The sequence below is a fragment of the Methyloversatilis thermotolerans genome (assembly GCF_000372885.1).
In the GTDB taxonomy this organism is placed as follows: domain Bacteria; phylum Pseudomonadota; class Gammaproteobacteria; order Burkholderiales; family Rhodocyclaceae; genus Methyloversatilis; species Methyloversatilis thermotolerans.
This window is the reverse complement of record NZ_KB889967.1, coordinates 1-21,601: the sequence shown is the minus strand read 5'-3', so window position 1 is coordinate 21,601 and position 21,601 is coordinate 1. Positions and strand designations below refer to the sequence as shown.

Genomic DNA, 21,601 nt, shown 5'->3' with positions numbered 1-21,601 from the left:
AAAGTTTTTCCGGTTTTCCTCCGTTGAAACAGCTTCTTGCCTTCGAGGGGCTGAGCATGCGAGTTTTCGTGACATTGCGCGGGCGACTGCTCGCGCTGGGCGTCGTGGCGCTCGCCGGCCTGCTTGCCGCAGGCGGATTCGGCCTGTTCCAGCTCTACCGGCTGGACAGCGGCGTCGGACAGGATCTCGCTCACCTGCATGCCATGACCCGCATCGGGCTCGACGTGCAGACCGCCAGCGTGGATTTCAAGACCCAGGTTCAGGAGTGGAAGAACATCCTGATCCGAGGCAACGATCCGGAACAGTTGAAGAAGCACCGGGACAGTTTCGAGAAACATGCAGGCCAGGTGAGCAGTCGGCTGCAGGACATCGGAGAACGGCTGCGCGGTGCCGGCTCTGCGCGCGCCGGGGAGGTGGATGCGCTGCTGCAGGCACACCACGGCATGCTCGAGCGCTATCGCGCGGCTCTGCTGTCCTTCGACATCGGTGACCCGGACACCGGCAAGCAGGTCGATCGCGCAGTAAAGGGCATGGACCGCGCCGCCACCGAGGCAATGAGCGCACTGACGCGCGACATCGAACAGGATCTGCAGGCGCTGGACCAGCAGACGCGCGACCGCACGGCGGGTCTTTACCGCACCGGCCTGTGGGCGCTCGGATCGACGGTGGCCGTACTTTCGGTCGTCCTTGTCGTCGGCATCGTGCTCACGGTACGTCGTCTGAGCCAGAGCATGGGTTCTCTGCGCAGCGCGCTCGGCACGGCACGCGCCCGACTGGATCTCACGGTACGCGCGCCGGACAACCGCGGCGACGAACTTTCCGAAGCCGGGGCATCGATCAACGCACTGTTCGCCGAACTGCAGAAAACCTTGCATGTGATGAAGGACACCGCCGCCCATGTCGCGGAGCATTCATCCGTGCTGTACGGCTCGGTGGATACCCTGGCCGGCGCGGTGACCGAACAGAAGGACGCCACATCAGGCATGGCCGCCGCCGCCGAGGAACTCGCGGTCAGCGTCGCACACGTCAGCGACAGCGCTGGCCAGGCGCGCAACGTTTCGCATCGCTCGATGGAACAGGCCGACATGGGCGGCAACATCATCGGTTCGGCAACCCATGCCGTACTTGGCGCAAGCCAGGAGGTGCAGAGCACGGCGGCCGGCATGGAAACGCTGAACGCCCAGGTCGAGGGCATCCGCGACATCGCGGCGACGATCAAGGGCATCGCGGACCAGACCAATCTGCTGGCACTGAATGCCGCGATCGAAGCGGCACGGGCCGGCGAACAGGGCCGCGGCTTCGCGGTCGTGGCCGACGAAGTGCGCAAGCTGGCCGAGCGCACGTCGGAGGCGACACGCCAGATCGATGGCGTGGTGAGCGCGGTGCAGACGGTGACGGCCGATACTCTGGCCAGCATGCAGGCGCTGGTGCATCAGTTCGAGGGCATCACGGCCTCCACGCGCGAAGTGTCGGATTCGATCGCTTCCATGCGCGCGGCATCGCATGAGGCCGTGGTGGCCAGCGACGAAATTTCGGAGGCACTGTCGGAGCAGACGGCCGCCAGCGAAAGCATCGCACGCCAGGTGGAACGCATCGCCGACATGGGGGAACGCAACAGTCAGGCGGTGACCGGCGTCAGCGCCGCGGCGGACGCGATGAATGCGCTGTCGCAGTCCATGCGCCAACGGCTGGACTGCTTCACGGTCTAGGGCACGGGCGGTGCCATGCCCCGATCGGCATCAGGCGCGGCCGTAGGTATCCTCGAAGCGCACGATGTCGTCCTCGCCCAGATAGCTGCCGGACTGCACCTCTATCATTTCCAGCGGCAGTTTGCCCGGGTTCTCCAGCCGGTGCGTGGTGCCCAGCGGGATATAGGTGGACTGGTTCTCGGACAGCAGCAGCACCTTGTCGCCGCAGGTCACGCGTGCGGTGCCGCTGACCACGATCCAGTGTTCGGCACGATGGTGATGCATCTGCAGCGACAGCGCGGCTCCCGGATTGACCACGATGCGCTTGACCTGGAAACGCGCCCCGGCGTCGATCGAGTCGTAGTAGCCCCAGGGACGGTACACCTTGCGATGGTTTTCCGCTTCCGGACGCTTCCTCGCCTTCAGTTCGGTCACGATGCGCTTGACGTCCTGCGTGCGGTCCTTGGCCGCTACCATGACGGCGTCGCTGGTTTCCACCACCACCACATCCTTCAGGCCCAGGCAGCTCACCATGCGCGTTTCGGCGAACACCAGACTGTCCTGCGTGTCCTGCAGCAGCACGTCGCCGCGCGCGACATTGCCGGCCTCATCCTTGTCGGCCACCTGCCACAGCGCGTCCCACGCACCGACGTCGGACCAGCCGGCGTCCAGCGGCACCACGACGGCCGGCGCCAGCCGCGGCTCGCCGGCCGCCAGCGGTTCCATCACCGCATAGTCGATCGAATCGGACGGGCAGGCGGCGAACGCGGCCTTGTCCACGCGATAGAAGTCGCGATCGGCCGCCCCCCCCTGATAAGCCGCCCGGCTGGCCGCTTCGATGTCGGGCCGGAAGCGCTTGAGCAGATCGAGCGCGACGCCGGCCTTCATCATGAAGATGCCGGCGTTCCACAGGTAGTCGCCGCTTTCCAGATAGGCGGCGGCGGTCTGCGCATCCGGCTTCTCGACGAAGCGCTCGAGCACGCGCGACGGACCGCCCGCCTGCACCGCCCCTACCTTGATGTAGCCATAGCCGGTTTCCGCCCGGTCCGGCGTGATGCCGAAGGTGACCACGGCACCCTGCGCGGCCTGCGCGGCGCCGATCGCGACCGCATCCTGGAACGCGGCCGTGTCGCGGATCACGTGATCCGAGGGCATGACCAGCAGCACGGTGTCCGGGCTGTTTGCCGCCAGTGCGGCCAGCGCCAGTGCCGGCGCGGTATTGCGGCCGACCGGCTCGAGCAGCAATGCGGCTGGATGCACGCCGATCTGGCGCAGTTGTTCGGCGGTCAGGAAGCGGTATTCCTCGTTGCACACCACCAGTGGCGGCGCCAGTTCCAGATCGCGGGCACCGGCGCGCAGCGCGGTATCCTGCAGCAGGGTACGCTCGCCATCGAGCGGCAGAAGCTGCTTCGGATAGCGCTCGCGCGACAGCGGCCACAGACGGGTGCCTGAGCCTCCGCAGAGAATGACGGGCTGCAAGGTCATGACGGGAACCTGAAAAATCGGAAGTTCCCGAGTTTAAGCGAGCCGCGACGCGCGTCGGCGATAAATCCGTTACAACAGGCAGCGACCGGCGCCTGCCGTCCGGACGTGCTGCACCGGCGGATCAGGCGGCCTGCACCTCGCGGTCCGCCGTCGACTGCGCGGCCGCCTGCCGCACGGGCAGGCGCAAGGTGAAGGTGGTGCCCTGTCCGGGCGTGCTGTCCACCGCGATGCTGCCGTGATGGCGACCGATGATGCTGTGCGTGACCGACAATCCCAGACCCGTTCCCTTGCCGACCGGCTTGGTGGTGAAGAAGGGATCGAAGATGCGCCGCAGCACGTCCGGCGGCATGCCGCAGCCGGTATCGGCGATCTGGATCACGACCTGCTCGGCCTCGGCGCGTGTGCGCAGCGTGATGCTGCCCTGCCCCTCTATGGCCTGCGCCGCATTCACCAGCAGATTCAGGAACACCTGGTTAAGCTGGAACGGCATGCACTCGATCTGCGGCAGTTCGCCATAATCCTTGACCACCTGAGCCTTGTACTTGATTTCGTTCATGACCACATTGAGCGTGCTGTCCAGGCAGCCATGCACGCTGGCCCACTGCCAGTCGGTTTCGCCGACCCGGGAGAAATCGCGCAGATCGGCCACGATGCGCTTGACGCGCTCCAGTCCGTCGCGGCTTTCCGCCACCAGACTGCGCGCATCGTCGGCGACAAATTCGTAGTCCATGTCGCTCTTGAGCTTCTCGATCGCCGTCCGCGCCGCGTCGGGAAGCAGATCGATGTGGCGGTCGAACGCTTCGACCAGGGCGAACGCGCCATCCAGGTACTGTTCAAGCGAACGGAAGTTCGACATGACGAAGCCGACCGGATTGTTGATCTCGTGCGCGACGCCGGCCGCGAGTTGGCCGATGGCGGCGAGCTTTTCCGACTGGACAAGCTGTTCCTGCGCCTCCGCCAGACGCGCAATCAGCTTCTGCTGTTCGGCCCGCTCGGCCTCCAGGGCGGTTACGGTTTCCGCCAGGCGGCGCTGCAGCATCGCCGCGTCGGTCACGTCGAAAACGCACACCAGCACCAGGGCGACCTCGCCATCGCCATTCTTCAGCGGCACCAGACGCGTGTCCTGCTGCATGCAGTCGACGCCGCCGGTGATCGGGCGGTTGTGCGGCAGCCGGAACAGCCAGGGTCTCTGTTCCCACGACGTGAAGGACGGCGCCCCGAGCGCGAATACGCGATCGAATTTCTTCTGCAGCCAGGAACGCGGCAGTTCGGGAAACACCTCGAAGATAGAGCGCCCGAGCACCTCTCGCCGCCCCTTGCCGGCATGCGCCACCATGAAGGCATTCCAGCTCCGTACATGCAGTTCGCGATCCACCGCGAACACGCCGACGTCCATCATGTCGATCATGCGATCGGTGGCGCTCAAGCAGGATTCGTTGCGATCCACGGCAGATTCCTCCGTCAAGGCCGGTGACGACCGGTGCGCTTCAGAAACTGGCGAGGAAGTCATCCAGCGCCTGCCTTATCGCGCCGACGCCATCGGCCGGCAGCATCATGAGCAACGAACACGCAAAGCTGTGCCGTTCCAGCCGGAAATTCACCTCGACGATGAGGGCGCCGCTGCCGTCGGGAGCCTCGCGCGTCGCGCCGAACAGGCCGGCGGGCGGCACGTGGCTGGCCAACACCGAGGGGGCGGACACCGACAGTTCGGTCGACAGCTGTTCGGCAATGCCGCCCAGGCAGGCACTCACGATCACGTTCGCCACATCCAGCAGCAGTTCGTCCTCATCGGCTGCGACCAGGGAATCGCCATAGCCCATGAGTCCGGCAAGATCACGGCAGCCATTCATGCCGAACACGACGATCACCTCGCCACGCACCCGTCCGAAGAAGCCCTGGCGTACCGCGGTGAGCGTCTCTTCCGGAATCAGGCCGGCGACTGCCTCGGTCAGGCTGTCAAGCCGAGCCTCCCGCACACGAGGCACCGACAGTTCGACGAATTCGTCGAACACGCCGGCGATCGAGCGCCCGGCCCGCCCCATGCCGATATTGGCGATCTCCTGCAGCGCCTCGTTCTGCTCCTCGGTCAGCAGCGCGGCGTTCATACCACCACCCCGTACTCGCGCAGCACCGGCTCCAGCTTGGCGGCATCCACCGGCTTCTGCACGAAGGCGATGGCGCCCATCTGCATCACGCGCTCGCGCGCTTGGGGCTGCACGTCCGCCGACACGACGATGACGAAGCAGTTCAGATCCTCGCGCTGCAGCGTCTCCAGCACGCCGTAGCCGTCGAGCCCCGGCATGTTGAGGTCGAGGAAAATCACGTCGGCCCGGCCCTCGCGATAGGCGGCCAGCGCCTCATGGCCGTTGCCGGCCTGACGGATGTCGATGTCCCAGTCCGGCGGCAGGGACTTGATCAGCATCTTTCTCGCCATCGGCGAGTCATCGACGACAAGTACGGACAGTGCCATGGTTCAGCTCGCTTTCGACACAGGGGGGTGGACGTGGACCTTCATGGTGGGATTGACCCGGGACGCATAGTCGCGGATCTGGCGGATCACGACACCATCCATTCGGAAATCGGCCGCAAGCAGCAGGCGGCCGTCGCGATCGACCAGATCGCGCGAGAGCACCATGCCGGGTTCCAGCTTGTCCACCGGCAGGGCGTCGTCGCGCAGACGCGCGTTCGCCTCCTCGGCCAGCGCCGCCGACAGTGCCTCGACCACGGCCGCGTCATAGCGTGAACCGCGGCCACGCGCGATGTAGTCGAAGGACTCGTCCTCGCTGTGCCGCGTGCCGCAGACCAGGCCGTGCATGTAGCTGTCGAAATCATTGGCGACGGCGAGGATGCGCGCGCCAAGCGGAATCGCCTCGCCCTGGAGCCCGTCCGGGAATCCCTTTCCGTCGTAGCGCTCGTGGTGGTGACGGATGATGCGGGCCGATGCGCGCAGTGAATCGAGCGCCAGCAGCGCCGACTCGCCGAGAGCCGCATGCGCGCGCCACGCCTTCAGCGGCTCTCCCACCAGCCGGTCGCTGGGCTGCGCGATGACCTCGTCACTGAGGCCGATCTTGCCGATGTCGTGCAGCAGGGACGCCGCGAACACCTCGTTGATCTGCGCCTGCGGCAGATTCAACAGCCGCGCCATGGTACGCGCGAGTTCCGACACGCGGCGCGAATGGCCCTTGAGCACCGGATGGCGAATCTCGATCAGATTGGAGAACACCTTGATCGACGTGAGGAAGTTCTGCTTGAGATGATCGTTGGCGAGCGCAAGCTCCGCTGTGCGCGCCTCGACCTTCTCCTCGAGCAGCACATTCATCTGCAGCAGTTCCTGGTTCTGTTCCTCGATGCGCCGGCGCAGTTGCTCGCGCTCGCGCTCCAGCATGCGGCGGGACAGTCCGTCCCGCACCACGGACAGCAGATGTTCGTCGTCCCACGGCTTGGACACGAAGCGATGGATCTCGCCGCGGTTGATCGCGTCTATCGTCGAAGACAGGTCCGAGTAGCCGGTGAGCAGCACCCGTACCGGCTGCGGCCAGCGTGCGCGCACGCGCGCAAGGAACTCCGCGCCATCCATCTCGGGCATGCGCATGTCGGAAATGACCAGATCGACCGGGGTGGTTTCGAGCAGGCCGAGGGCCTCGGCGGCACTCTCCGCCACATGGACCTGGTGTCCCAGCGGCCGGAGCAGGCGACGGAGCGAGGACAGGATGCCGCGCTCGTCATCGACACACAGCACCGCCAGCGGTGCGATGGCGTCGCCCGTCGAGGCGGGCTGCAACTGCGAGGTGTCGTTCATGTTCATGCCAGTTTCCAGGGCGTGAATCTGTTCACGGTTCACGTCCTCGCCTGCGCATGTCTTTATGCATTTAACCTTAGTTCAACTTGTGCGCTGCCACATCGGGTATCCGCGAACCGCCGTCAGGTGTCGCGCAGAAGGGCGCGCCATTCGCCTGCCCGGGCGCGCAGGCGGCGGACGGCGGTTACTGCGCGCTCGATGTCCGACTCGGCCGGTGCCAGCCTCTGCCAGCTCATGGCTTGCAGGCGTGCGGCCGGCTCCGCGCCCGGCTGATCGGCAATCGCGACATGTGCGATCAGATTGGCCAGGTGCACGCGGTGCACCAACAGCGGTGCGTCGCCATCAGGCATGTGATGCCCGGACATCACCAGGGCGAGCACGGGCGGCAGCCGCCAGGCATGCGCCAGCATGGCACCGCACGCCTCGTGCCCGGGGCAATCGGTCTCGCTCTCGGCCTGCCGCCAACTGCACCGGCTCTGCGCGACCTGTGCGCTGATGCGCGCAAAACCGTCCGGGTAGCTGCATACCTGCACCAGCTTGCCCAGGTCGTGCAGCAGGCCGGCGAGAAATGCCTCGTCCCCGCAGGCATCGTGGGGACGTGCCAGCGCACGCGCAGCCGCTCCGGTCTCGAGCGCATGCAGCCAGAAGTCATGGACATCGACCGTGCCGCAGGCCGGCTTCAACGCATCGCGCATGCCAAGTATCAGCAGCATGTTGCGCACTGCATTGACGCCGATCAGCGTGATCGCGTCCTGCATGCTGGCGACACGTCCGGTCAGTCCGAAGAAGGAGGAATTGGCCAGCTTCAGCGTCGCACCGGCCAGAGCCGGATCGCGTCCGACGGTCCGGGCGAGTTGCGCACCATGTACCTGCTCCTGTCCCAGCATGGGAATGAGCTCGGCCACCACCTCTGGCAACGGCGGCAGCACGACGTCGTCGGCGAGCGCGTCACTCGGGCTGTTCATCGCACTGCTCCAGGATCATGCAGCGCAGGACGACTTCGGTCAGCAGGCGGATGCGTGGGTCGTCCTGATCATTGTCCATCAGCACCTCTCCGATCCGCTGGCGCAGTCGCAGCTCGTCTGCGGCCTTGTCCGCGATCATGTCCGCATCAGAGTTCATGGCCGCTCTCCGGCATCAGGGCGATCACGCGTCCGGCGCCACCGCCGAGCAATCCGATGCACAGGCACCACTGCCGTCCGGCGAACTCGAATCCCCGGCGGAAGCTGTCCTGCTGTCCCCTGACCAGGGCGGCGAGCGAGCCATCCGCAGCGCTCACGCCCAGATAGCGCGCCGCCGCATCGTTCGCAGTCACGAGCTGGCCCTCGGCGTCCAGGCCGATCACCGGAAAGGGCAAGGCATCGTTCAGGTCCTGCGCCAGCCGCAGCGCGTAGTCGCCGATAGAAATGTGGTGGTCCTGTTCCGACAGCAAGGTCTTCAGCCGCTGGTTGGCCGAACCCAATTCCGCGTTCGCCGTGGCCAGCGCGAGCTGCAGTTGACGCGTCTGCATGCGGGTACGGAACACGTCAGCCGCCTCGTTCAGCGTGAGCAGCAACTGTGCGTCATCCCACGGCTTGGCGATGAACTTGTAGACGGCGCCTTCATTGATGGCGTCGGTGATGGACTGCGCATCGCTGTAGCCAGAGAGGATGATGCGCACGGTATCCGGTGCGTGATCACGCACGCGCGCCAGCAGCTGCACGCCGGTCGTACCCGGCATGCGCTGATCCGACAGCACGATGTCCGCCGGCTGCTGTTGCAGCATGTCCCACGCTTCGTCGGCGCTGCCTGCCGTGCGCAGATCGAAGCCCGACCGGCGCAGCAATCGGCGCAGCGCATTCAGGATATAGGCCTCGTCATCGACGGCCAGCAGTGAAACCGCCCGGTCCTGGGCATGGCGCGGCGAGAAGACCTCGGGCTGAAGGTGCACCATCCAGCCGTCACGCCCTTCGCACAGCGGCTCGACCGAAAGGCGCCAGACGGCCTCGACCCAGCTCACCGAGCGCAGCAGCAGCGAGGCACCGCCGCGCAGACATTGCTGCACCCACAGATCGAGATGTCCGGGGTCGCCTCGCCAACCGGGCTCGGCCGGATGCCAGCAGCTACCCGCCGCGGCCGCCGCGCGCCACAGATCGTTCGACCACAGCGTCGCCGCATCACGGTACAGCGCCAGAGCATCCCAGGCCAGTGCCCCGCTGCCCTGGACGTTTGCTTCCCGCATCATGATCGCCCCCTCGGTCAGAAAAGCTGGATGCGCGCCCCTCACCGTCGCGCGCCATCCGCTTGAGTGCGCTCTCATGATCCGCGCATTGCCCAAGCATGACGTAACGCGATTCGATATCCGCCAGCCGCCTGCGCAGGCGTCACGCAGAGACGAATCCAGCATTGCGCATTTCGAGCAACGGTCGGTTGTCCCCGCCATTCCCGATCGGACCGCAACAAACGCCAGCCCGTGGTCAAGGGGTGAAGTCGTTCACACCTTCAGCAGCTCTTACGGGACTGGATACGGGCGCTTGAGGAGGCGACACAGTTCTTTTAGTCGGTGTCGGGCTTGTGTCAGACACGAAGCGGAACCTCGGACCCGCGGCCGCAACTTCGGCCGTTCAAGGTCGGCGCGACAGCACGACAGTGGTCTGCTCGCCGCTGTTCAGGACAAGCTGGCCGGCGATCACCTGGCCCTTGGGGCCGATGCGCAATTTCAGGGCGCCGGTGTCGACGACGAATCGCTCGTCGGCGCTGGCCACGGTGAGCGCCAGACTGGCGGCATCGGTGATCAACTCGCCGCGCGCGCTGTAGATGACATGAGTCAGGCGTTCCCCGTCCTGCGCGGAAATGGTGTCGAGATAGGTGCGCCAAGCCGGGTCGTGATCGATGCGTACCGGATCGGAACGCAGCTCGAGCCGGGATTCGGTCTGATGGATCGAGACAGCAATGCGCTGCCCGGTCGCCGTGTCGAGCAGCCAGGGACCGGACAGGTCTGGCGAAGGCAACCTTGCCTCGCGCAGCGGCCCGCTCGCCGTCGCTGGCAGCACGACCTCGCCATCGGCGCCCGATCCCCGCTGCAGCCACGCAAGGATCAGCACCGCGGCAATGGCTGATACCCCGGCGACGCCAAAGCCGCGCGCGATGCCAAGCCAAGGCATGGGGAAGAGGCTGCGGGCAATGTCGACACGCGGCACACCCAGCGTCACCAGGTCATCGACGATGCGCGGCAGGTCGGTTTCGCTCCAGTCATCCGTGCGCAGGGGCAGCGCGTGATAGGTCGTGAGACGACGCAGGGATGCGGGCAACATCGCTGCATCCGGCATGGGCGTGCCATCCACCCGCAGCGGAAGCAGTGTGGCCCCGGCCTCTATTGCGGACTCGATCTCCATCCGCACAGGGTCGTCGAGGTCGTCCATGCGCAGGCGACCATCGGCATGGCGAGCACCGGCGAACCCTGGCGTCACCAGCACGAGCACGACTGGCCTTACGCCAAGGGTGCGGCTGATTTCCTCTCGCCACCGCTTGCCCCCGCGCAGGTCCTGTCTGTCGATGAAAACATGCCCATCACCGAAGACACGCCCGAGATCGGCCGCGAGCCGACTCGCGTCCTTTGCACCGTCGACCGTCCGGTAGCTGATGAAAATCCGGTTCATCCGACATGTCCGTTATCGGGTGGCGCAGCCCGCTGCGCACAGTCCCGCTGGAAGCCAAGTCTATGCCGATCGGCAGGACGGGGACAGATGGGGATGGATTCCGTGCGACCGCCACGGCCATGCGGTCGCACGTGTTCAGAGTGCGCGCTTCAGCCGCGCGAGTACCCGTTCCTGCCCGAAAGCCTCCAGCACCGCGTCGATCGATGGCGTCTGAGGCTGGCCAAGCAGCACGACGCGCAACGGAATGGCGACCTGGGGCATCTTGAGACCGCACTCCGTGCAGGTGTCCTTGATCGCGGCGGACAGCGCCGCCTTCTCCCAGACCACCGAGTCGAGCCGGGTCGCCAGCCGGCCGAGGGCATCGCGCACCGGTTCGTTCAAGTGCTGGGCGAGCAATTCCGGCGCGACGTGCAGGTCGATGAAGAAGGCTTCCAGCGCATCGGTCAGTTCGACCAGCGTGCTTGCCCGGTCCTTGTAGAGAGCGACCAGCGGTTCGACTGCCGGACCGCTTTCGGGATCGACGCCGCGACGCGCAAGCCGGCTCGCCACTTCGGCAGCGAGCCGGCTGTTGTCAGCCTGCTTCATGTAATGGGCGTTCAGCCAGCGCAACTTTTCGGTGTTGAACTGCGCTGCTGACGGCGTAATGTGGTCGAGGTCGAACCACTGTACGAACTGCTCGCGCGAGAAGATTTCGTCGTCGCCGTGGCTCCAGCCGAGCCGGGCCAGATAGTTCACCACCGCCTCGGGCAGATAGCCGTCGTCGTCGTACTGCGTGACGCTCACGGCGCCGTGGCGCTTGGACAGCTTCTGGCCATCATCGCCAAGAATCATCGACAGATGCGCGTACTGTGGCACGGTCGCGCCGAGCGCGCGCAATATGTTGATCTGCCTCGGCGTGTTGTTCACGTGGTCGTCGCCGCGAATGACATGCGTGATGCCCATATCCCAATCGTCGACGCACACGCAGAAATTGTAGGTGGGCGTGCCATCGGCACGCGCGATGATCAGGTCATCCAGTTCTTCGTTGGCGATCGCTATACGCCCCTTGACCAGATCGTCCCAGGCGACCGTACCGTCCAGAGGATTGCAGAAACGCACCACCGGCTGAACGCCTGACGGCGGCGATGGCAGCGTCTTGCCGGCGGCCGGACGCCAGCGTCCGTCGTAGCGAGGTTTTTCGTTGTTCGCGCGCTGATGCTCGCGCAAGGCATCGAGTTCGTCCGGTGTCGTGTAGCAGTAATAAGCAAGCCCGTCTGCCAGCAGGTGCGCAATCACCTGCTTGTAACGGTCCATGCGCTGCATCTGGTAGAACGGCCCCTCGTCATGCCGCAGATCCAGCCACTTCATGCCATCGAGGATGGCCTGCACCGCCTCGGGTGTGGAACGCGCTACATCCGTGTCCTCGATGCGCAGAATGAACTGGCCGCCGTGATGCCGCGCGAAAGCCCAGGAAAAGAGTGCGGTGCGGGCGCCGCCGATATGGAGATAGCCGGTGGGACTGGGAGCAAATCGGGTACGGACAGACGCGGACATGGCGGATCGGAACAGGAAACGAGCCCGCGATTGTAGCGCGTCACACCGGGGCATTTGACGACACGGCAAGGAACAGCTACTATGCGCGCCCTGTCACGAATGCAGGGCAGTTAGCTCAGCGGTAGAGCACCGCCTTCACACGGCGGGGGTCAGTGGTTCGATCCCACTACTGCCCACCAAACACTTGAAACCCGGGTACTAGCCCGGGTTTTTTTTTGCGTCGCCATTCTTTACCTTGTCGGTCTGGTCCAGCGGCAGCGCCATCCGCTCGCGCTCCGCACGGCAATTTTGACCTCCTGACGATTACGCGCTAGAGTGACAAATATACATTCACGTTTGTTTGTTTAATACCCCTACTCAAGCCATGGTTAGAAGGACCAAGGAAGAAGCGGAAGCAACACGGATCCAGCTTCTTGACGCTGCAGAGAAGTGCTTTCGCGAAAAAGGCGTTGCGAGCACGACGCTGGACGACATTGCACGTTCCGCCGGGCATACGCGCGGAGCCGTGTATTGGCATTTCGAGAACAAGGCAGACATCTTCCAGGCGGTCTGCGAGCGAGTGCATACGCCACTCCAGACCATGCTTTCCGATCTGGCCGCAGCCCCCGGTGACGACCCGCTCGGCTTCCTGCGCAAGGACGCCATTCGCGTACTGCGCATGCTCACCGACTGCGAACGTGTCCAGGCGGTGTTCGAGATCCAGTTCTGCAAGCTCGATGGTGGGCCGGACTTCACTCTGCTGCGCCAGCGCGAGGTTGAAGACGACACACGATGCGTAAACATGCTGGCGGTGGTGTTTGCCGCCGCGATCGAACGCGGACAACTGCCCCCTCACCTCATTCCGCGCGAGGTGGCAGAAGCCATGCATGCCTACTTCAGTGGACTGATGCGCTCATGGGTCGAACGCCGCAGCTTCGATCTGCGGTCGATGGCCCCGTGGCTGATTGATGTGTTCATAGAAGGCCTGAAGAACGTCCCGCCGGGCTTGCAAAGCGCGGAATACGAATGAAAAAGGCCACCTTGCGGTGGCCTTTTTCTGCGAGGGCGAGCGTCGGCCCCGATCATTCCGACGCAGGCCCTCAAGGCGTCTTGTTTGCCTCCAGCACGCGGGTATTCAGCTTGACCGGGAATTCACGACGCAGGCCGCTCAAGTAGGCTGCAAAGTCATCCTGGGACACCGTTTGCTCCAGCTGAGCTTTGATGGCATCGACACGCCCCTGGTCAAGCGCCTCCTTGGGCTGCTTCACCGCAGAAATACGGAATACCGCATAACCGCCGTTGTCCATCTGGAAACCGAGATAGGCCGGCAACTGGTTGGCCGGTGCATTGAAGATGGCTCGCACCATCACCGCGGCCGGTCCCTGCCCCTGCGAACGCGATACGTCCTGCGCGGGTGACCAGGTCAAGGGCGCCGATTCTCCGGCCTTCAGCTTCGCCAGTGCCGCTTCACCACGCTCCTGAGCCATCTTGCGGCCTTGCTCGAAGCGCAGCTTCTTCTCGATATCGGCCTGCACCTCCTCGAACGAGCGCACCGACGGAGGAAGCTGATCAATCACGCGCGCGGATACCAGCGTATTCGGTGCAGTTTCGATAGCCTGGGTGTTGCGACGGTTCTTCACCGCATCGTCGGAAAAGATGGCATCACGCAGCTTCTCGTTATCGAATGGCGCCGGCATCAGCAGCCCCTTCGCAATCAACGGGCTGGTCTTCACGGTCAGGCCGAACTTCTCGGCTGCAGGGGCGAGACTGTCCGCCTGCTCGTAGACCGTGTTGCTGAAGCTCTCCGCAAGTTCCGCAAACTTCCTGCGCGCCGCGACCTTGCGCAATTCCTCGGTGATTTCCGGGCGAGCCTCTTCGAGAGTCTTGCCCTGGCCGCCGCGTACATCCTCGACCTGGATGATGTGAAAGCCGAAATCGGTCTCCACGATGCCGCTGATTTCGCCCTTCTTGAGAGCGAATGCGGCGTCCTCGAACGATTTGACCATGGTACCGCGACCGAAGAATCCCAGCTCGCCACCACTGTCCTTGGACCCCGGGTCCTGCGAGTTTGCCTTCGCCACCTCGGCAAACCTCGCGGGATTTGCCTTGACTGCCTTCAAGAGCTCTTCGGCCTTGGCGCGGACGGCCTTGCGCTGTTCCGGTGATGCATCCTTGTCCACAGTCAGCAGTATGTGACGCGCCTTGCGTTCTTCGCCCTGCATGTACTTCGACTGATTGGCCTCGAAGGTCTTGCGCACCTCTTCCTCCGGAATCTGCACGGTGGGCGCGAGAGTGGCCTCGCTCAGTACGAGATATTCGACCTTGACTTGCTCGGGAACCGCGAACTCCTGCTGGTTATCGTCGTAGTACTTGCGCACGTCCTCCGGCGTCACTTTCACCTGTTCGATGAACTCGAAGGGTGTGATGACTGCTTCGCTGACCTCGCGCTGTTCCTGCTGCATCTGCGCCCAGCGGCGAGCCAGCGAAGCGGGTACGAAGGAGCTTCCGGCAATGCCGGTAAAGAGCTGCCGCATCACCATGTCCTGACGGATGCGTGCAAGCAGGCCGTCTCGGCTGTAACCACGCGCTTGCGCGACCTGATCAAAGCGAGCTTCAGAGAACTTGCCATCGACCTGGAAACCGGGGATGCCGGCAATGATCTGACTCAGCCGCCCATCGGGCACGGTGAGATGTTGACGCTGCGCTTCCAGCAGCATGAGCCGCTGACTCACCAGTCCTTCCAGGACTTGCGCACGTGCCTCGGGCGTTTCCATCATCTTGGGGTCGAACTGGTCACCGGCCGCCTCGCGCATGCGATCCGCCTGCGCGCGCAGCGCCTGCTCGAACTCTTCTGGAGGCACCTTCATGTCACCGACCACCGCCGCGTCCTCGCGCGCGGCATCCCTGTCCATGTATGACTCGACGCCGAAAAAAGCGAAGGGCAGGACCATCAGGAGGAGCACTATCTGGACCGCGCGCTTGTTGTTCCGGACTGCATCAAACATAAGCACCTTTCGCGGACCCGAACATTTCGGGCGCATGAAATGAAAAAGGCGAACTGTCGTTCGCCCGCTGTCGGATTTGGCGGAGTGGACGGGACTCGAACCCGCGACCCCCGGCGTGACAGGCCGGTATTCTAACCAACTGAACTACCACTCCATTTCGTACGGACGGTGCGGGTCTTGGTGGGTGCTGACGGGCTCGAACCGCCGACATTCGCCTTGTAAGGGCGACGCTCTACCAACTGAGCTAAGCACCCGGTTTCCGGACGCGCCACGAAAAACAGCCCGCGATGATACCTCATCGCGGGCTGCCGGTGCGCGTCGGTCAGTGAGTGACAACTTGCCCGGCGACGCTTCCATCCTCGACAGGCGGGATGGCAGGCGCATCGACCTCGGGCAACGAATCCGGCTTGCGCTCGAGCGCCCGCTCGAGCACCTCGTCGATCCACTTGACCGCGACGATTTCGATCGCGTTCTTCAGGGTATCCGGCATTTCGGCGAGGTCCTTGACGTTCTCGTGCGGAATGAGCGCCGTACGTATGCCGCCGCGAACCGCGGCAAGCAGCTTCTCCTTGAGACCACCGATGGCCAGCACTTCGCCCCGCAACGTGATTTCGCCCGTCATGGCGACGTCGGCCCGAACCGGAATACCGGTGAGCGCGGACACGATGGCGGTCGTGATCGCGATACCGGCCGACGGGCCGTCCTTGGGCGTCGCCCCTTCGGGGAAATGCACATGTAGATCGGTTTTTTCGAATACCTCGTCCTTGATGCCCAAGCGTCGTGCGCGCGAGCGCACGACGGAACGCGCAGCCTCGACCGATTCCTTCATCACGTCCCCGAGCGAACCGGTACGCTGCACATTGCCTTTGCCGGGCATGGTCGCCACTTCGATGGTAAGCAGCTCGCCCCCCACTTCAGTCCATGCAAGACCAGTCACCTGACCGATCTGGTTGTCCTTCTCGGCAATGCCAAAGGTATAGCGCCGCACACCCAAGAACTTGTCCAGGTTCTTGGCATTCACCACCACCTTGGACGAACGCTTCTTCAGTACGATGCTCTTGACAACCTTGCGGCAGATCTTGGACACCTCGCGCTCCAGCGCACGCACACCTGCTTCGCGGGTGTAGTAGCGGACAATATCGCGCAGGGCGTCTTCGGTAACCGACAGCTCTTCCTTCCTGAGTCCGTTGTTCTTCATCTGCTTGGGCACCAGATAGCGCTGACAGATGTTGACCTTCTCTTCCTCGGTGTATCCGGACAGGCGGATCACTTCCATACGATCGAGCAATGGCGCCGGAATGTTCAGCGAATTGGCCGTCGCAACGAACATGACGTCCGAAAGATCGTACTCGACCTCGACATAGTGATCGACGAAAGTCGAGTTCTGTTCCGGATCGAGCACTTCCAGCAACGCCGACGACGGGTCGCCACGGAAATCCTGTCCCATCTTGTCCACTTCGTCGAGCAGGAAGAGCGGGTTCTTCACCGCGACCTTGGTCATGTTCTGCAGGATCTTGCCCGGCATGGAACCGATATAGGTCCGGCGGTGACCGCGAATTTCCGCCTCGTCGCGTACGCCGCCCAGTGCCATCCGGACAAACTTGCGATTGGTCGCCTTGGCGATCGATTGCCCGAGCGAGGTCTTGCCCACGCCCGGAGGGCCAACGAGGCAAAGAATCGGCGCCTTCAGCTTGTCGACACGCTGTTGCACCGCGAGATATTCCAGAATGCGTTCCTTGACCTTCTCAAGGCCATAGTGATCCTTGTCGAGAATCTTCTCCGCTTCGGCCAGATCCTTCGATATGCGCGACTTCTTGCGCCAAGGCAGACCAACCAGCGTTTCGATGAAGTTGCGCACCACCGTGGCCTCGGCGGACATCGGCGACATCTGGCGGAGCTTCTTCAGTTCGGACTGGGCTTTCGCAACCGCCTCCTTGGTCATTCCGGCAGCCTTGATCTTCTTTTCAATCTCCTCGAGATCGGCCCCATCCTCACCCTCGCCCAGTTCCTTCTGGATCGCCTTGACTTGCTCGTTGAGGTAGTACTCCCGCTGGCTCTTCTCCATCTGCCGCTTCACGCGACCGCGAATGCGCTTCTCGACCTGCAGGATGTCGAGTTCGGTCTCGAGCTGCGAAAGCAAACGTTCGATGCGCTCGGAGGTACCGAACAACTCGAGGATGTCCTGCTTCTGCTCGAGCTTCAACGGCAGATGAGCCGCGACGGTATCCGCCAGACGCCCCGCTTCTTCGATGCTCGAAAGGGAGGTAAGAATCTCAGGCGGAATCTTCTTGTTGAGCTTAACGTACTGATCGAACTGGCCGATCAGGGCTCGACGCATGGCTTCGATCTCATGCGATGTCTGCTCAAGCGCGGGCACCGTCGTGACCTGAGCCATGAACAGCGTCTTGATGTCAGCAATTTCTTCGACGGTAGCCCGCTGCGTACCTTCGACCAGAACCTTCACGGTTCCGTCTGGCAGCTTCAACATCTGCAGGATGTTGGCCACGCAGCCGATGCGATAAAGATCCTCGGGACTGGGCTCATCCTTGGCTGCAGATTTCTGGGCAACCAGCAGAATGCTCTTGCCCGACTCCATCGCCGACTCAAGCGCCTTGATGGACTTGGGGCGTCCAACGAACAGCGGGATCACCATGTGAGGGAAAACGACAACGTCCCGCAACGGCAAGAGAGGAAGTTCGAGCTGCTCGGGAACGGTTTGTAGGCTGGACATGGCTATTCCTTAACGCGACAGTGTCAGACAGATTGGGGCGGCACTTCCCGAATCAAGCCGCCCCGGCTCCGGCACCCGCGCAGCGCGCCAACCGACGCGCGGGTATCAATTCGAACCGGACACCTTGGCTTGATCGGCGTAGAGCATGATGGGCTTGGTTTCGCCGTTGATCACACCTTCGTCGATCACGACCTTTGCGACATTTTCGATGCCCGGCAGTTCGTACATCGTATCCAACAGGGCCGATTCGATGATGCTGCGCAAACCTCGTGCCCCCGTCTTGCGCTTGAGCGCCTTGCGGGCAATCGCCTGCAGAGCGTCTGGCCGCACTTCGAGCTCCACACCTTCCATCTGGAAGAGTTTCTGATACTGCTTGATGAGCGCGTTCTTCGGTTCGATCAGAATCTCTATCAAGGCCGGTTCGTCCAGCTCCTGAAGGGTGGCGACAACAGGAAGCCGGCCCACGAACTCCGGTATGAGGCCGAACTTGATCAGATCTTCCGGCTCGACGCTCCGCAGCGCCTCGCCGGTGCTGCGGTTATCGCGGCTCCTCACTTCGGCGCCGAACCCGATGCCTACCTGCTCGGTGCGATTGCGAATCACCTTCTCCAGCCCGTCAAACGCGCCACCGCAGATGAAGAGGATGTTTGTGGTGTCGACCTGGACGAAATCCTGATTCGGGTGCTTGCGTCCACCTTGCGGCGGTACGCTGGCGACGGTACCTTCGATCAGCTTCAGCAGAGCCTGCTGGACCCCCTCACCAGACACATCTCTGGTGATGGACGGATTGTCAGATTTGCGCGAAATCTTGTCGATTTCGTCGATATAAACGATGCCCTGCTGGGCGCGCTCGACCTCGTAGTCGCACTTTTGCAGCAGCTTCTGGATGATGTTCTCGACGTCCTCACCGACATAGCCAGCCTCCGTCAGCGTGGTGGCGTCGGCCATCACGAATGGGACGTTGAGCAGTCGCGCCAGCGTCTGGGCGAGCAAGGTCTTGCCGGAACCCGTCGGGCCGACGAGCAGGATGTTGCTCTTTGCCAGCTCGACATCGTCCTTGCGCGACATATGCCGCAGGCGCTTGTAATGGTTGTATACGGCCACGGCGAGAATGCGCTTCGCGGGCCCTTGACCGATCACATACTGGTCGAGGATATCGCAGATTTCCTTCGGCGACGGGAGATCCCCGCGCGCGCTTTTGCCTGCCTGCTCGTTGCTGATCTCGTCGCGAATGATGTCATTGCACAGATCGATGCACTCGTCGCAGATGAAGACCGACGGACCCGCGATCAGCTTCTTGACCTCATGCTGACTCTTTCCGCAGAACGAGCAGTAGAGCAGCTTCTCCGAACCCGATTTCTTGTCGGTCATGACTAGACTCCAAACATTTAGGCAGGAAGGGCGCACGGGGCGCCCCGCCATTCGTCAGCTCGAACTTTCCGCCCGAGTGGTGAGTACCTTATCAATAATTCCGTACTCGTGCGCCTGCTCTGCCGACAGGAAGTTGTCGCGATCCGTGTCGCGTTCGATGGTCTCTATCGGTTGGCCAGTGTGGTGAGCCATGATGCTGTTCAGCTTGGCGCGCAACGTGAGGATCTCCCTTGCGTGGATTTCAATGTCAGAGGCCTGCCCCTGGAATCCGCCCATGGGTTGATGGATCATCACACGCGAATTCGGAAGGCAGAAGCGCTTGCCTTTCGCACCCGCCGACAGCAGGAATGCCCCCATGCTTGCCGCTTGCCCGATACACAGGGTCGACACGTCAGGTTTGATGAACTGCATGGTGTCGTAGATAGACAGACCCGCAGTGACGGAGCCCCCAGGAGAATTTATGTAGAAGAAAATATCCTTGTCCGGGTTCTCGGACTCGAGGAACAAAAGCTGTGCAACGATGAGATTGGCCGTTGAATCGTTCACCGGGCCAACCAGAAAGACCACACGCTCACGCAGCAGACGCGAGTAGATGTCGTAGGCTCGCTCGCCCCGACCACTCTGCTCGATCACCATGGGCACCATGCCCAGACCGACGGTTTCCGACATCATTCCTTACTCTCCGGGTTGGAGCCGCCCGCGCAGCTCCGACACACATATCAAAGCAAACATCGGACCCGAACGGACCCGCTCAATTGCTTGCCATCAGCTCGTCGAACTCCACCGTCTTGTCGGCAACATTCGCGACACTCAGCACCCAGTTGACGACATTGTCTTCCACGACCAGTGCTTCAACCTGTGCCAGCCGCTGAGTATCACTGTAGTACCAACGGATCACATCGGCGGGATCCTCGTAACTTTGAGCCTGCTCTTCCACTACCGCGCGGATTTGTTCCGGCTTCGCGAACAGTTCGTTCTTCTTGACCAGTTCGGCAACCAGAAGACCCAATCGAACGCGGCGGACTGCCTGATCGTTGAACCATGCCGCCTCGACCGGAATATCCTTGACACTCATCCCGCGCGACGCGAGGTTGGCCTTTGCTTCTTCCGCCATACGCTCAGCTTCCTGCTCTACAAGCGCGGTCGGAACATCAAAGGTGTGCGCCTCGACGAGCAGGTTCATCACCTCGTTCTTGACCCGCGCCTGCAACCGCTTCTTCACTTCGCGTTCAAGGTTGGTACGAACATCGGTTTTCAGCTGATCCACGTCTCCGGACGGCACGCCAAGCGCCTTTGCGAAGTCCGCATTGATCTCCGGCAGAACCGGCGCCTCGACTGCTTTGACCTTGACCTCGAACTGCACGGTAGTTCCCGCAAGTTCCTTCGACTGATAATTTTCAGGGAAGGTCAGCGAGAAGGTCTTCGATTCACCGGCCTTCAATCCCTCGACGTTTGACTCGAAATCCGCCAGAAGGGCGCCTGCCCCAAGCACAACCGGAAAGTCTTCCGCAGTTCCACCATCGAATGCTTCGCCCTCTCGCGTTCCACGGAAATCGATGATGACACGATCATCCTTGGCTGCCGCCTTGTCCGCGGACACGAACTGTACTCGCTGCTTCTGCAGCACCTGAAGCGTTTTCTCGATCTCCGCGTCGCCAACATTCATGGTTGCGCGCTCTACCGTCTTGCCCGAGAGGTCGGCAGGTTCGATCTCCGGATAGACCTCGAACGTGGCACTGAAGAAGACCTTGCCGGGCTCGGTCGATTCCGCCGGCTCGATCCTGGGAAAACCAGCCACGCGCAGATTCTGTTCACGGACGGCGTGCCCGAAGGCTTGCTGTACCGCTTCGGTAAATGCCTCGGATCGCGCCTGAGCCGAATACTGCTGTTCGACGATCTTCATCGGCACCTTGCCGGGCCGGAACCCCGGCATCTTCACGGTGCGCGCCATTCGGGCAAGCCGCACCGCGACGTTTTTTTCCACATCCGCAGCGACCACGGACATGCTGATCTTCCGCTCAAGAGTGTTCCCGGTTGAAGTGTTCTGCGCCATTGGCGAAAGTCCTTGACTTGAAAGGAAAAAATGCGCGGCTTGTATGCAAACCACCGCTAAACGGATAGCCCACAAGGATAGCACAGGCAAGCTGAGGAGACTTCACGAACCTACGCCGCCGATGCCTGCGATGAGTAGGGTTGATTTTCTGATTATTTGGTGGGATCCGTTGCCGTGGAGTCGTTCGATTGCGGAGAAGGCGCGAGGGGGTGTGTTTTGCTGTGAGGGTGTTTGGAGTGAACCGCCCCGGATTTTGCGGAGGCTCCAAGTCTTGAGAAGATGGAGCCATGAAGAAATCATCGAAGTTCTCACCTGAGGT

At 62.8% G+C, this 21,601-nt stretch carries 17 protein-coding genes and 3 tRNA genes; 3 read left to right on the top strand and 17 right to left on the bottom strand.

Annotated features, from left to right (window positions below):
- The first annotated feature begins 23 nt into the window (after nt 1-23).
- Nucleotides 24-1,709 (top strand): methyl-accepting chemotaxis protein, encoded by a 1,686-nt coding sequence (locus A3Q7_RS0100100; RefSeq protein WP_018409800.1) that lies wholly within the window; start codon nt 24-26, stop codon nt 1,707-1,709.
- Between the two features lie 30 nt (nt 1,710-1,739).
- Here the strand turns inward: A3Q7_RS0100100 and A3Q7_RS0100095 are convergent, their stop codons facing one another.
- The 10 genes from A3Q7_RS0100095 to gltX form a co-directional block, all read right to left on the bottom strand.
- Nucleotides 1,740-3,173 carry a mannose-1-phosphate guanylyltransferase/mannose-6-phosphate isomerase gene (locus tag A3Q7_RS0100095; RefSeq protein WP_018409799.1) on the bottom strand — a complete coding sequence of 478 codons (1,434 nt, stop codon included), beginning with the start codon at nt 3,171-3,173 and terminating at the stop codon, nt 1,740-1,742.
- Between the two features lie 121 nt (nt 3,174-3,294).
- Nucleotides 3,295-4,599 (bottom strand): ATP-binding protein, encoded by a 1,305-nt coding sequence (locus A3Q7_RS0100090; RefSeq protein ID WP_232417741.1) that lies wholly within the window; start codon nt 4,597-4,599, stop codon nt 3,295-3,297.
- Between the two features lie 61 nt (nt 4,600-4,660).
- Nucleotides 4,661-5,278, bottom strand: a complete 618-nt coding sequence (locus A3Q7_RS0100085; RefSeq protein WP_018409797.1) for a hypothetical protein — start codon at nt 5,276-5,278, stop codon at nt 4,661-4,663.
- A complete protein-coding gene (locus tag A3Q7_RS0100080) occupies nt 5,275-5,643 on the bottom strand; it encodes a response regulator (RefSeq protein ID WP_018409796.1) in 369 nt (122 codons plus the stop codon). The genes A3Q7_RS0100085 and A3Q7_RS0100080 overlap by 4 nt, the downstream gene beginning before the upstream one ends.
- 3 nt (nt 5,644-5,646) lie before the next feature.
- On the bottom strand, nt 5,647-6,978 hold the full coding sequence (locus tag A3Q7_RS0100075; protein ID WP_018409795.1) for an HD domain-containing phosphohydrolase: 1,332 nt from the start codon (nt 6,976-6,978) through the stop codon (nt 5,647-5,649).
- A 116-nt stretch (nt 6,979-7,094) separates the two neighbouring features.
- On the bottom strand, nt 7,095-7,937 hold the full coding sequence (locus A3Q7_RS0100070) for an HDOD domain-containing protein (protein ID WP_018409794.1): 843 nt from the start codon (nt 7,935-7,937) through the stop codon (nt 7,095-7,097).
- Nucleotides 7,921-8,094, bottom strand: a complete 174-nt coding sequence (locus A3Q7_RS20700) for a hypothetical protein (RefSeq protein ID WP_157278036.1) — start codon at nt 8,092-8,094, stop codon at nt 7,921-7,923. The genes A3Q7_RS0100070 and A3Q7_RS20700 overlap by 17 nt, the downstream gene beginning before the upstream one ends.
- Nucleotides 8,084-9,196: a response regulator gene (locus tag A3Q7_RS0100060; protein WP_018409792.1), complete on the bottom strand. Its 1,113-nt coding sequence runs from the start codon at nt 9,194-9,196 to the stop codon at nt 8,084-8,086. Before A3Q7_RS0100060 ends, A3Q7_RS20700 begins: the two co-directional genes overlap by 11 nt.
- Nucleotides 9,197-9,575: 379 nt before the next feature.
- Nucleotides 9,576-10,610 carry a toll/interleukin-1 receptor domain-containing protein gene (locus A3Q7_RS0100055; RefSeq protein ID WP_018409791.1) on the bottom strand — a complete coding sequence of 345 codons (1,035 nt, stop codon included), beginning with the start codon at nt 10,608-10,610 and terminating at the stop codon, nt 9,576-9,578.
- A gap of 135 nt (nt 10,611-10,745) precedes the next feature.
- On the bottom strand, nt 10,746-12,143 hold the full coding sequence (gltX, locus tag A3Q7_RS0100050) for a glutamate--tRNA ligase (protein ID WP_018409790.1): 1,398 nt from the start codon (nt 12,141-12,143) through the stop codon (nt 10,746-10,748).
- Between the two features lie 104 nt (nt 12,144-12,247).
- On the opposite strand from gltX, the gene A3Q7_RS0100045 reads away from it, so the two are divergent.
- Both A3Q7_RS0100045 and A3Q7_RS0100040 read left to right on the top strand, forming a co-directional pair.
- A tRNA-Val gene (locus A3Q7_RS0100045) sits at nt 12,248-12,322 on the top strand.
- Between the two features lie 185 nt (nt 12,323-12,507).
- Complete coding sequence (locus A3Q7_RS0100040; protein WP_026224303.1) at nt 12,508-13,152, top strand: TetR family transcriptional regulator; 645 nt, start codon at nt 12,508-12,510, stop codon at nt 13,150-13,152.
- Between the two features lie 70 nt (nt 13,153-13,222).
- On the opposite strand, the gene A3Q7_RS0100035 is transcribed toward A3Q7_RS0100040, so the two are convergent.
- The 7 genes from A3Q7_RS0100035 to tig all read right to left on the bottom strand — a co-directional run bounded on the left by A3Q7_RS0100035 (nt 13,223) and on the right by tig (nt 21,282).
- On the bottom strand, nt 13,223-15,127 hold the full coding sequence (locus A3Q7_RS0100035) for a SurA N-terminal domain-containing protein (RefSeq protein ID WP_018409788.1): 1,905 nt from the start codon (nt 15,125-15,127) through the stop codon (nt 13,223-13,225).
- 77 nt (nt 15,128-15,204) lie between these two features.
- Nucleotides 15,205-15,281, bottom strand: a tRNA-Asp gene (locus A3Q7_RS0100030).
- A 24-nt stretch (nt 15,282-15,305) separates the two neighbouring features.
- Nucleotides 15,306-15,381: transfer RNA gene (locus A3Q7_RS0100025), tRNA-Val, on the bottom strand.
- A gap of 68 nt (nt 15,382-15,449) precedes the next feature.
- Nucleotides 15,450-17,858 carry an endopeptidase La gene (gene lon / locus A3Q7_RS0100020; RefSeq protein WP_026224302.1) on the bottom strand — a complete coding sequence of 803 codons (2,409 nt, stop codon included), beginning with the start codon at nt 17,856-17,858 and terminating at the stop codon, nt 15,450-15,452.
- A 105-nt stretch (nt 17,859-17,963) separates the two neighbouring features.
- On the bottom strand, nt 17,964-19,229 hold the full coding sequence (gene clpX / locus A3Q7_RS0100015; protein ID WP_018409786.1) for an ATP-dependent Clp protease ATP-binding subunit ClpX: 1,266 nt from the start codon (nt 19,227-19,229) through the stop codon (nt 17,964-17,966).
- A 54-nt stretch (nt 19,230-19,283) separates the two neighbouring features.
- Nucleotides 19,284-19,901, bottom strand: a complete 618-nt coding sequence (gene clpP, locus A3Q7_RS0100010; RefSeq protein WP_018409785.1) for an ATP-dependent Clp endopeptidase proteolytic subunit ClpP — start codon at nt 19,899-19,901, stop codon at nt 19,284-19,286.
- A 79-nt stretch (nt 19,902-19,980) separates the two neighbouring features.
- Nucleotides 19,981-21,282, bottom strand: coding sequence for a trigger factor (gene tig / locus A3Q7_RS0100005; RefSeq protein WP_018409784.1), 1,302 nt, complete (start codon nt 21,280-21,282; stop codon nt 19,981-19,983).
- Nucleotides 21,283-21,601: the final 319 nt, after the last annotated feature.